Genomic DNA, 13,148 nt, shown 5'->3' with positions numbered 1-13,148 from the left:
AACCTTTAGGTAACCATTAACGAGTTTAGTCTAGTTTGTTATTTTTATGTTAACTCAATAAAGGTTTAAGCAAAATAAAATTGTAATATATCCTCTACGACAGGAAGCACAGAAAAGACCAGTAGTAAGGCCATGGAAATATTAAAAATTCTTTGCGCGGTGTGGTTAGTCAGCAATTGACGCAGTCCGGCGCCTGCAATGAGCCAAATTCCCACACAAGGAAAAGCTACAGCCAAAAAGGCGGCTGTTATCTCTATTACCTCGGACCAAAGTGTGCCAGCTACGGTGGTAAATGCTGCAACCGCGCCGGTCGCCATAACCCAAGCTTTACCGTTAACCCATTGAAACAGCACCGCCTGCCAGAAAGTCAGGGGATTGCGGTCGCCTTTCTCAATGGTTTTCGGCGTTTGTGAGCCAATAACCCAGGCCAGCCAGAGCAAATAAAGCGTGCCGGCAATCTTTATCAGTTGGTGCAGCAGTGGAAACTGTTCCAATATGGAACCGAAACCCATACCAACCACCAGTACCATAGCCGGAAAGCCAAAGCAGATGCCCAGGAAGTGCGGCAGGCTGGCTTTAACTCCGTAGTTTACCCCAGACGACATGATCATAATGTTATTAGGACCCGGTGTTATGGTGGTTGAGAAAGCGAAGAAAAATACGGCGATAAAGATTTCCATGAACTTGCCTTATTGCAACAGAATTGTTTAATGCTGGTTTCGTTTAAAAGATACGATACCATGGCTTTGTATGAAACCACATTTAGGGAGAGCAGCGAGTGAGTGAATTGACCCCCGGCTTTATTGTCGCGCATGGACATCGGCTGGAAGACCTAACCGATGTGGCGGTTACATTCACCCAAAACTACCCGCTGGCGCCGCTGGAGCAGGAAACTGTGCTGGTGCAAAGCAACGGTATTGCCCAGTGGCTTAAAATTAATTTAGCCCAGGCCAGCGGCATTGCTGCCATGATAGACGTCACCCTGCCGGCGCGGTTTCAGTGGCAGGCATACAGAGCCGTGCTCGGTGACAATATTCCCAAAACTTCTCCCTTTGATAAAGACCGCCTAACCTGGCGATTAATGCGTCTTTTGCCTGAGCTTATCGAGCACAACCCACACTTTGCACCGCTTAAACACTATACCTCCGACGACAACGACGGTCGCAAGCTGTATCAGTTAAGCGGGCGATTGGCTGACTTGTTTGATCAGTACGCGGTGTACCGTGCCGACTGGCTGGAGAACTGGGTGCGTGGTCAGGATGTGCTGGAGCAGGAACAACCAGTTGAAGCCGAACAGTTGTGGCAGCCGGAATTGTGGCGCGCAGTTAGTAACGACATTGGCATAGATGACTACTGGAATAACCGGGCCGAACTGCATCAGCGTTTTATTGATACGGCGCAGGCGCTGACTGAGCGTCCGGCGGGTTTGCCGCCCCGGGTGGTGGTGTTTGGTATTTCCTCGCTGCCGCAGCAAATGCTGCAGGTGCTGGATGCCATAAAAGGCTACACGCAAATTCTGTTGTGTGTGCATAACCCGTCGCAATACCACTGGGCCGACATTGTCGATGGCAAAGAAGCCTTGCGGCAGGCAGTCAAAGCCTCTTCGCGCTTAAAACACAAACCGGAACTGCCCGACGACCCCAATGACGACGAACTGCACCAGCTGGCGCATCCGTTGCTGGCGTCGTGGGGTAAGCAGGGCCGAGACTACATTCGCCTGCTGGACTTATACGACGAAACCCTGGCCAAACAGGAAGCGTTTAACACCATTAAACTGGAGTTGTTTGAGCCGCATAACACGGACCATTTATTAGTCCAGTTGCAGGACGACATTCTAAACCTGCGCCCAGTTCAGGAAACCCGCGAGCTTTGGCCTGCGCCGAGTGCCTCCGATAAATCACTTCAGTTTCATGTTTGCCACAGCCCGCAGCGGGAACTGGAAGTGTTGCATGACCAATTACTGGATGCCTTTGCGAAAGACCCCGAGTTAAAACCGCGCGATGTTATGGTGATGCTGCCTGATGTGAACACCTACGCGCCTTATATTGACGCCGTATTTGGCAGATACCACAACCGTTTTGGTGAACGCGACTCGCGTGCCATTCCTTACACCATTGCTGACCAAGGCGAGCGTCATCAGCGGCCGTTAATGATAGCGCTGGAGCTATTGTTGCAAGTTGACCAGCTGCGTTTTACTCAGACTGACTTATTCAATTTGCTGTCGGTTCCGGCGGTGCAACAACGTTTTGGCATGAGTGACGACGACCTGCCGCAGTTAAAGCGCTGGGTAAAAGAAGCCGGCGCACGTTGGGGGCTGAATGCTGAGCAGCGCAGACAGTTTTATATGCCTGAAGCAGAAGAAACCAACAGTTGGTGGTTTGGCTTAAAACGCATGATAGCCGGTTACGCCATGGGTGATTTGGCAGAAGCCGGTTTAGGAAATGATTCGCCCTGGGCCAATGTAGAGCCTTATACCGAAGTGGCCGGGCTAAGCGCCGCGCTGGTGGGCTGTTTGGCGGACGTGGTTCGCACCCTGGAACAATGGTGGCAGCACGCGCAGGGTGAACACACCTTACCGGAGTGGGTCACTCAGGGCGAGTGGTTGCTGGAACAGTTTTTCGAGGCCGAAGAAGACAGTGATCGCTTACTGTTAGCTAAGCTGGGTGATGAGCTGTATCAGCTGCGGGATATTTGCATAGAAGCGGATAACGAATCACAACTGCGCCTGCCCATATTCAAAGACGCCTGGTTAGAGCGCGTGGACCAGCAGAACCTAAACCAACGCTTTTTGGCGGGCGCGGTAAATTTTGCCACCTTAATGCCTATGCGGGCCATTCCGTTTAAGTACGTGTGTGTGCTGGGTATGAATGAAAGTGATTACCCACGTTCGGTGCCTCGCGTGGATTTTGATTTAATGACCGACCGGTATCGGCCGGGCGATCGCTCGCGGCGTGACGATGACCGCTATTTATTCCTGGAGGCTATGCTCTCAGCCCGCGACTGTTTTTACTTGAGCTGGGTAGGCTACAGCGCCAAAGACAACAGCGAGCGCACACCGTCGGTGCTGGTGGCGCAATTGCGTGATCACCTGCAACAGGGTTGGGAAGTGGACATTAACAGCCTGACCGTTGAGCACAAATTACAGCCGTTTAACCCCCATTACTTTAGCCAGGAAGACCCGGAATACTTTACCTATGCCAGTGAATGGGCGCAGGCGCATCAGGGCACGGTGGCTTCTACCAGCCGCGCGGCTTCGGAAACCGCCGCAGACGACGAGCTGGAACGCACCCTGAGCATCAACGACATTAAACGCTTTATTGAAGAACCGGCGCGGCTGTACTTTAACTGGCGGCTGGATACTTACTTTAGCCGCAACAGTGAAGACCTGGACGACAGCGAAGCCTTTGTGATGGATAGCCTGCAAAGCTGGTCACTGACTACGCGTTTGGTGGATGCGGGAAAAAAAGCATTGCTGAATGGCGCAGGCATTGAAGCCTCGCTACTAAAAGAGCTAAACCGGATTAAACGCGAAGGGGCTTTAGGTATTGGCGCAATAGCTGAGCAAAATGGGTTTCAGTTGCTGGAGCAGTCGCAGGAGATACTGGAAACCTATCAGCAGAGCATTGCCGGTTATTCGGGTGTGAATGAATTTCCTGTCGAGGTGTTTTTTGAGCACAGTGGGCTGACTATTGATGACACAGTAACCGGGCTGCACAGTAATGAAAACGGCGAGCGTTTGTGGGTGGTTACCTCGGCCAGCAACATTGCCGCTAAAAACGGTAAAGGCATAAATAGCGGCGGCTGGAAGCATGCCAGTGCCTATTACCTTGGTGTGTTGCTGTTGAATTTACAAAAACCGACACGGCTTTTAATTGTATCCAAAGGTGGCTGCCAGCTGCAGGCGGCACCGGTGCCCGCTGAGCTTGCGGTGCAACAACTGGAGCAAATACTGGAACTGGTAGCACTGTCAGCGCAGCAGCCGCAGCCTATGCATCTGGACGTAGCCATGACCTGGCTAAGCGCAATGGGCAAGAACGGCCAGGACGAAACGCTGGCGCACGAAGCCGCCCGACAAAAATACGAAGAAGAAGGCTTTCAAGACCCGGCGCTGGTCACCAAAAGCGATTATTGCGGGCGCGTTGCCGAGAGTTACGAAGCCATTCAGGCATCACCACACTTCCGCCGTTTTATGGACGAACTTTATGATCCCATGCGCTTAACCCTGGTGCCGGAGGATAAATCATGAGTCACTTGCCGTCACATACCTCAGGGCATACGCTAGAGAACCCGCTCGATTTTCCGCTGAACAGCAGCCGCTTAATTGAGGCCAGCGCCGGTACCGGTAAAACGTACACCATTGCCGCGCTTTATGTGCGTTTGGTTATTGGTCATGGCTCAAATAATGGTACGAAAGAAACTGCGTTTGAACGCGAACTGGTGCCGAAAAACATTCTGGTCATGACCTTTACCAAAGCTGCCACCGAAGAGTTGAGTGACCGTATTCGCGCACGCTTAGCCGAAGCCGCATCTTACTTCCGTGACCCGGAAACCGTAGAAGGTGACCCTTTCTTAGCCAGTTTGCGGGAAGACTGCGCGGCGCAAGGGCAAAACCTGATGCACTTGGCGCGTTTGCTGGATTTAGCCTCACAGTCCATGGATGAAGCCGCGGTGAAAACCATTCACGGCTGGTGTCAGTCCATGCTGAAAGAGCACGCCTTTGCCAGCGGTAGCCTGTTCAGTCAGGACGTTGAAACTGACAACGAAGAGCTGCGCCTGCAGGCCGCCGAAGACTACTTTCGCCGTTTTATTTACCCGGCTGACGCTGAACTCAGCGCCCGGCTGTTGGAGGACTTTAAGTCACCGGAAACCTTGTTGGGGCTCACTTACAGCTTAAGCAAAAGCGGGCAGGCACCGGTCAATGGTGACTTGCACAGCCTGCTGAAAGAGGCGGAAAGCGCGCATCAGCAACGAATGGCTGCTATAAAGCAGGAAGTTGCGCCTATTGTGCAGGAACTGGTTGATAAAACCTCGCAAGCCAAGGGCGCGGCAACCAAACTCAAACAATTTCAGAAATTTGCGGACTGGTGTGGCGACCCTGACCTAGTTGAGCCCGAAGCCACCGCGGCTAACTGGAAGAATATAAGCACTGACGAGCTACAGAAGTTTGCCGATGCCAAACTCGGTGGCATGCCCAATAGCTGGGCGGTTTTAGGTGAACTGCAGGAGCGTATCAAACGCAGCAAAGTACAGCAGCAGGAAGAATTGGCCAAAGTAAAACAACACGCGGCCTTCTGGGTCAGTAGTCGCTTTGCCGAGTTGCAAAACCAGCGCGCCGAAATGGGCCACGACGACATGCTGACGCGTTTACGTGACGCGTTGAAAGGCCCCAGTGGTGAAGCCTTAGCTGCCGCTATTCGTAAGCAGTATCCGGTGGCTATGGTGGACGAGTTTCAGGACACCGACCCGGTTCAATACGAGATTTTTAACCGTATTTATAATTTGGCGGAGCCGCACCCAGGCACCGGCATTTTTCTTATTGGTGACCCGAAGCAGGCCATTTACAGCTTCCGTAACGCCGATATTTACACCTATTTAAAAGCCCGGCGCGATACCGAAGGCCGGCATTATAATCTGGCCCGAAACTTCCGTTCGTCGCAGGCCATGGTAGACGGCGTTAATGCCCTGTTTGAGCGCGCCGAAGAGCTGCCGAGCGGCGCGTTCCTGTTTAAAACCGAAGCAGAAAACCAGCTGCCCTTTAACCCAGTGGGTGCAAATGGGCTGAAGCGCACTTTCAAGCATTGCCTGTTATCCAGCAATTTAAGAACTGCACCGGCGCTCTTGTGGTCAGTATCCGGCGAAGAAAAACGCAATAAAAATGACTTTTTCCGAGCTGCCGCGAACCATCACGCTAACTTGATTGCCTCCCTGCTTAATGACCCGCAGGCAGGATATTACAACGGTGATGATAAGCTGGAGCAGCGCGTAAAAACCAGTGACATTGCGGTGCTGGTAAACAACTTTAACGAAGCCAATGCTATTAAAAAGGCGTTGAGCGATCGCGGGCTGAAAAGCGTTTATTTGTCGGACCGGGAATCGGTATTTGCGCAGCGCGTAACCAAAGACCTGCTGGCGCTGGTGAGTGCCTGCGCCGAACCGCGCGACCCGTCGCTGATACGCAGCGCCCTGGCGACACAGTTGCTTGCCCTGCCGCTGAGTGAGCTGGAACATATTCATAGCCACGAGCGCGAGTGGGAACAGCGAGTAGAACAGTTTTTAAGTTATCACGACCAGTGGCAGCGACAGGGCGTATTAGCCATGTTGCACAGCCTGCTGCAAGACCACCAGGTGCCCGCAAAGCTACTGGAAGACCGTATTCACGGCGAACGCCAACTGTCCGACGTGCTGCACATTGCCGAGCTGCTGCAACAGCAAAGCCTGGTGCTGGACGGTATTCCCGCGCTGGTGAACCATTTTGCCGAGCAGGTAAACGAACGTCATGGCTTTGGCAGCAACAGCCGCACTCAGAGTGACGAGCAGCAGCTGCGCTTAGAAAGCGACGACGAACTGATAAAAATCATCACCATTCATAAGTCAAAAGGCCTGCAGTACCCGCTGGTGTTTATGCCCTTTGTGGCGTACACCCAGGCGGAAGCCTATCGGATAAAGCCACCGGCGGTGTATCACGATGAAAACGGTGAGCTACAGGTATTGTGGTCAAAAGACGACGACAACAAACAGCGTTTGAGTAATGAGATCCTCGCCGAAGACTTACGTAAAATGTACGTGGCCGTTACCCGCGCGCAATACGCCACTTTTATTGCGCTGGAAGCGGTGAAAGAGCATCGCAACAACCCGCTCTTTTACTTGCTGAACGGCGGCGAGTCATTAACCAATGAGCTGTACAACGAAGTTAGCGAGCGCTGGCAACGGGTGCCGCATACGCAGTTAACGCGACTGGAAGACGATGAGCCTTTAGTCCGTGCGCTGGAACAAGAGCAAACAACGCCTAAACTCACACCGCGCAGCATGCCCGCAGACCGTAAGCTGGAGCGCTGGTGGGTAGCCAGTTACAGCGCGCTTAAGTACGAAGGTGCCGTGACAAAAAGTGTGCAGGCACCGCAGTCGCCCGATGAAATGAACCTGTTGGACGAGCGCGATGATGACGACGTAGAAGTCGCCAGTGCCGCCGAGCCAAGCTCGGACAGTATTCATCATTTACCCAAAGGCGCGGGGCCGGGTACGTTTTTGCATAACTTGCTGGAAGAGTCCGCCAATATCGGCTTTGCGAAAATCGCGAGTGACGCTGCCGAGCGTACCGGGCTGGTAGAGGGCTTTTGTGTCAGCCCGTATTGGCAGGAACACCAAAACAGCCTGGAGCATTGGCTGGATGCCTATTTGCACAACCAATTCCCCATTAATGACAGTGGTGACCGCATTAGCTTAAGCGCTCTGGAACAATACAAAGCCGAGCCGGAATTTTGGTTTGGTGCCAGCGAGGTTAACGCACAAAGGCTGGATGCTCTGGTTCGTGAACACATTCTGCCGGGGCACGAACGACCAGCGCTGGAGCCCAATGTGCTGAACGGCATGCTAAAAGGCTTTATCGATTTGGTGTTTGAGCACAAAGGCAAATACTACGTCGCGGATTATAAGTCCAACTGGCTGGGCGAAGACGACCACGCCTACACCGAACAAGCCATGCGCGAGAAAATACTGCACAGCCGTTACGACCTGCAATACGTCATTTACACCCTGGCACTGCATCGCCTGTTAAAGGCGCGGTTAGGCAGTGACTACGACTATGACACTCACGTAGGTGGTGCTGTGTATCTGTTTTTACGCGGGCACCGGGCGGAAACCGGCGGGGCATTTTGTGACAGGCCGCCACGGGAGTTAATAGAGCAGCTGGACGCACTTTTTGAGGGTAAGAACCTTTCAGATAAGGAGCCGGTATGACAGAAGTAACCTCGAACACCTTATTTGATGCCCTCCGTGAGTGGCGAGATGCCGGCTGGATACGCTCAATAGACCTGGCCTTTGTGGAGTTTTTGCAGCAAGCTGGAGAAACGCGCAGTGAGGTATTACTGGCCGCCCTGTGCGCCTCGCACGAAGCCGGCCGCGGGCATACCAGCACTGATGTCAAAGCGCTGCAGAATGAACCCGAAAGAGTACTGAATTTACCACCCGAGAACCGCTATTCACCAAACTGCGATACTCCCAGCGAGTTGTTCCGTCAGTTTGGTGCCGATGTGGAAACCGCATTAACCCAAAGCCACTGCGTAGACACCAACGGCAAAGGTAATCAGCCGCTGGTGTTAAGTGGCGGCAAACTGTATTTGCGTCGCTACTGGCAGTACGAAGCCTTTATAGAGAATGATTTACAGGCGCGCATGAGCGACCGGCCAGTTACCAACGACGACTTGCTGAAAAGCACGCTGGCAAAGCTGTTTGCTCAAGCAGGTGGTGAAAAGACGGATGAGATTAACTGGCAGCGTGTAGCCTGCGGGAATACCGTGCGCAATCGCTTTAGCGTAATAACCGGCGGGCCCGGGACCGGTAAAACCTATACCGTAGTGCGCTTGTTAACGGCTTTGCAGCATCAAACCTTATTCCTCGGCCTACCGCCGCTGCGCGTATCGCTGGCCGCGCCTACCGGTAAGGCCGCCGCGCGACTCACTGAGTCCATAGAAAGCGAGCTGGCTAAGCTGCGGGGTGATGCAAAACTCGCCACCCTGAAAGACGCCTTAGATTCCATAAAACCTGAAGGTAAAACCCTGCACCGCTTACTGGGTGTAAAACCGAATTCGCGCGCCTTTAAACACAATGCCGACAACCCACTGCGCACCGACGTTGTGATAGTCGACGAAGCCTCAATGATAGACATTGAAATGATGACCGCGCTGCTAAAAGCCACACCCAAAAACGCGCGGCTGGTGCTTATTGGTGACAAAGACCAGCTAGCTTCCGTAGAAGCAGGCGCCGTGTTGGGCAACCTGTGTGAAGGCGCGGACCAAGGCCACTACCACACAGAAACCGCCCAGTGGTTGCAGCAAGTAGCCGACACACCAGCCTTCCCAAGCGACTTAATTGACGACAGCGGCGAGCAACGCCTGCAGCACGTCGTGAAATTCCGCAAAAGCTATCGCTTCAAAGGCCCTATTGCCGACCTGGCCAACGCCATTAACCGACAAGACAACGTCGCAACAAAACAGGAACTGGAAAAAGCCAAAAACGCCGCCGAAGACTACCCTGTCAGCCTGTATGAAGTCAGCAGCTTAGACGACCCAGCATTCGAAGCTCTTGTCAGGGGTAGCCTGACGTTACACGTCAGGAACAATGCCGACGCAGCAACTGATGCCAACAACATTAACGATATCGCCGTGGAAGCTCTACAAAACCTAAGCAACTTCCAAATCCTGACCGCCCTGCGCGAAGGTCCCTGGGGCGTAAAAGCCGTCAACCAAAAAGTCGGCGACATACTCGGCGTAAACGCCAACACTTGGTACGAAGGCCGCCCCGTTATGGTCACCAAAAACGACTACGGACTGAAGCTGAACAACGGCGACATCGGTCTAACCTTTAAAGACCCCGAACACGGGCACCTGCGCGTCGCCTTTCCCGACCAGAATCAGTCTGAAAATAAAGGCGTGCGATGGGTACTGCCCAGCCGTCTCACCCACATAGAAACCGTGTACGCCATGACCGTACATAAATCTCAGGGCTCCGAATTCAAACACACCGTCATGGTTCTGCCCGACCACGACAGCCCCGTGCTGAGTAAAGAACTCTTGTATACGGGGATTACGCGGGCTAAGGAGCGGTTGAGTTTGGTGGGTAGTAAACTATTTAGCCAGGGAGGCAAGCGTGTCTAATTTACACCGTGGCATTTATGACTTGTTGCAAACTTCAGCAGTGAAAGACGAGCTTTCAACGCATGATGAAAGCCTAATTGCTGATTTTGAAAAACTGAGTGTTGAGAATAGTCATGAACGATTAGTGGAAGCATTAACTGAGCAATTATCTCAAGTACTGGCGGCAGTTGGCGAAGGTGAGAGACTTTCTGATAACGGAAAACTCATGGCTCAAGTCGACTTATTAAACAGCCTTCTTCAACACGCCCGACACCAGATAAGAGAGAGGACTGCGGAAACGATCATTGATGAAATAGTAAATCCGCCGAAATTTTTACGATCAATTTATCGTAAAGGTGAGCAGCCAGAATTGCCTCATATCAGTTTGTCACAGCCGTGGTTATTTACGGCGGGTAAAGACTCACCGGCGTTGTTGAATGAGTTAATCACTGAGCTTTCGAGCTGTGATCACGTGGATATTTTAGTGAGCTTTATCACTGTGTCAGGTGTGCGAAAAATTTATGACGTACTGAAGCAAATCACCGCAACCGATGCTGAAGGCCACAGCAAAACCTCTATTCGAGTTCTAACAACAACTTATATCGGTGCGACAGAGAAAAATGCACTGGATATGCTCGCGAGGTTGCCAAACTGCGAAGTTAGAGTTTCGCTCGATGGGCGACGGACACGGTTGCACGCAAAAGCCTGGATGTTTGAACGCAAAACAGGCTTTGGAAGCGCTTATGTAGGTAGTGCGAATTTATCGGGCGCCGCGTTAATGGGTGGCTTGGAATGGACAGTTAAGTTCACCCAACATGGGCAACATAATCTGTATTCACGCGCAAAAGCGCACTTTGAAACGTTATGGGAAGATGGTGAGTTTCAGCCGTATGACCCAAACAATAGTCAGCATGTTGCGGCTTTGAAGGACGCGCTCAGTAGAGAATCTGGCGGGAAAAACTTACCCGAGCACGTAATCACAACATTCTTTGATATTACACCCAAACCCTTTCAGGCGGATATTCTAGAGCAGCTGGATAATGAGCGCGCACACGGACGTTTCAAAAATCTGTTAGTGGCAGCAACCGGAACTGGTAAAACAGTGATGGCGGCTTTCGATTACCGTCGAGTTTGCGAGTTTGAGAAGGGGCAGCCCAGGCTACTCTTTATTGCGCATCGCGAAGAAATTCTCAGTCAGTCACTTACTACGTATCGGCAAATCTTAAAAGATGCCAATTTTGGTGACTTACTTACGGGGCGACATGAGCCTGAGCAATATGACCATTTATTTGCAACGGTACAGAGCTTACGTTCTAAAAAATTATTGGAGCGGTACCCGGCGAATCACTGGCAAGTTGTTGTGGTTGATGAGTGTCATCACATCGCTGCGAAAAGTTTTGATGAGGTCATTTCGCGAGTAGACCCCAGATATTTATTGGGCCTGACCGCAACACCTGAGCGAGCAGATAACAAGAATATTCTCGCCTATTTTGACTGTCGTCCGGATGGTTCACCGTCTGTACAAATGCGGTTATGGAATGCGTTAGACCAGCAGTTGCTCGCACCGTTTGAATATTATGCTTGTGATGATGGAGAAGACTATCGACAAGTGAATTGGAAAAACGGTGATGGCCGTAGCGATCTTCATAATATTCTCTCAGATAATGATGCGCGCGCCCAAAATGTAGTCAGAGCTTGGGATGAAGTTGTTAATAACATAAGGCATTCTCGTGCACTGGCATTTTGCGTAGACGTTGACCACGCGCGCTTTATGACCAGAAAGTTTAATGACTTGGGAATTCCAGCCGCATTGATATACGGCGAAAGCTCTCGCGAAGAACGCGCTTCGTTGCCAAAAAAATTAGCGAACAAAGAAATCAATGTGATAGTTACCGTTGACCTATACAACGAAGGCATTGATTTGCCCTTCGTTGACACGCTTTTGCTGCTACGTCCGACTCAAAGTGTCACGTTGTTTCAACAACAAATCGGTCGAGGACTTCGTTTACATCCCGAAAAGGAAAGTTGTTTAGTGCTCGATTTTGTCGGTCAGCACCGTGCAGGTTTTCGTTTTGACGTATTGTATGGCGCATTAACGGGGTTGACGCGTAAAGAAGTTTACGATGGTGTGCAAAATGGCTTTGGCAAGCTACCGAGCGGCTGCTACTTGCAACTTCAAAAGGAAGCACGGGAGTCGATTTTAGGAAGCCTGAGACAAGCGATTAACCAACGCTGGGATCAACTGCGCAATGAACTTAACCATTTTGCTCGAATAAAAGGCAGTAATACTGTTTTGCTATCGGAGTTTATAAGCGAACAACAGCTTGAGCTTACAGATATTTATCGCGGAAACGGAAATAACACCGGATGGACTAACCTAAAGCGTGCTGCTAATTTAATAGTGGGCGATGCCACGGAGCAGGAAACTTATCTTAGCAAACGCTTCATGAGTCTATTGCACATTGATGACCCTGAGTATCTTCGTCTGATCGAGAAGGCGACTAATAGAAAAGAGCAAATCGAGTGGACTGATAGGGCCAAGCAGTATGCACAAATGTTGGCTTACCAAGTCGATTACCAGAATGAGCGTGTCGTTAACGGTATTGATTTTATAGACAGCCTACATACTGAGCCGGAAGCATTAAATGAACTGAATGAGCTAGCACGTATATTAGATGCCCGAACAAACTACGTGTTCGATTCTCTGCCTGGACTCGAACATACGCCACTGAAACTTCACGCCTCTTATCAAATACGTGAAATCTTGACCGCCGTAGGTTTTTTGAATGAACAGGAGCGTCGAGTATTTCGCGAAGGCGTTTTGCGCTTCCAAGATAAAAAGCTCGAACTGCTATTCGTTACGCTTGATAAAGCTGATGCCGTGCACGAAGGTGTTGCTTACAACGACTACGCAATAAGCCGAGAAAAATTCCATTGGCAGTCGCAGAATACAGCCTCCGCGAGTACTCCCACCGGACACCGCTACATTGAGAGCGGCACGAATGGCTGGCAGTTCCAGCTTTTCGTTAGAGAAAATAAGCAATCGGCTTATAAAGCATGTGGGCCAGTCACTTTTATCGACAGTCACGGAGAGCGACCAATGAATGTAACCTGGGAGTTGAAAAACAAACTTCCAACTAGGCTTTATCAAGCATTTAGCGTGTTGCGGTAGGGATAACCTGCTGTAACACCTAGATCTAGCCGCTCCCCAATTGCCCCCACCCGCAAATAGCTCTAATATACCCCCACTACCCAGTAACTTACTGATCTCATGGCCCTTTCCTTTAAAAGCTTAAC

General features: G+C 51.3%; 5 protein-coding genes. 4 read left to right on the top strand and 1 reads right to left on the bottom strand.

Annotated features, from left to right (window positions below; genetic code table 11):
* Window positions 1–65: 65 nt before the first annotated feature.
* The gene (locus ACP7H9_RS12335; protein ID WP_011235758.1) at window positions 66–680 is read right to left on the bottom strand and encodes a LysE family translocator; all 615 of its coding nucleotides are present in this window, start codon (window positions 678–680) and stop codon (window positions 66–68) included.
* Window positions 681–778: 98 nt separating this feature from the next.
* On the opposite strand from ACP7H9_RS12335, the gene recC reads away from it, so the two are divergent.
* From recC to ACP7H9_RS12315, 4 genes are read left to right on the top strand one after another with little or no spacing between them, the layout of a single operon-like run.
* Window positions 779–4,246 carry an exodeoxyribonuclease V subunit gamma gene (gene recC, locus ACP7H9_RS12330; RefSeq protein ID WP_439222850.1) on the top strand — a complete coding sequence of 1,156 codons (3,468 nt, stop codon included), beginning with the start codon at window positions 779–781 and terminating at the stop codon, window positions 4,244–4,246.
* Complete coding sequence (recB, locus tag ACP7H9_RS12325) at window positions 4,243–7,956, top strand: exodeoxyribonuclease V subunit beta (RefSeq protein WP_034822891.1); 3,714 nt, start codon at window positions 4,243–4,245, stop codon at window positions 7,954–7,956. Before recC ends, recB begins: the two co-directional genes overlap by 4 nt.
* Complete coding sequence (gene recD / locus ACP7H9_RS12320; RefSeq protein ID WP_034822889.1) at window positions 7,953–9,872, top strand: exodeoxyribonuclease V subunit alpha; 1,920 nt, start codon at window positions 7,953–7,955, stop codon at window positions 9,870–9,872. The genes recB and recD overlap by 4 nt, the downstream gene beginning before the upstream one ends.
* The gene (locus ACP7H9_RS12315) at window positions 9,865–13,023 is read left to right on the top strand and encodes a DUF3427 domain-containing protein (protein ID WP_439222849.1); all 3,159 of its coding nucleotides are present in this window, start codon (window positions 9,865–9,867) and stop codon (window positions 13,021–13,023) included. Before recD ends, ACP7H9_RS12315 begins: the two co-directional genes overlap by 8 nt.
* Window positions 13,024–13,148 lie beyond the last annotated feature (125 nt).

This window comes from Idiomarina sp. ST20R2A10 (genome assembly GCF_051842345.1).
Taxonomy (GTDB): Bacteria; Pseudomonadota; Gammaproteobacteria; order Enterobacterales; family Alteromonadaceae; genus Idiomarina; species Idiomarina loihiensis.
The sequence above is the reverse complement of the archived record's forward strand: the minus strand, read 5'-3'. Positions and strand labels throughout refer to the sequence as shown.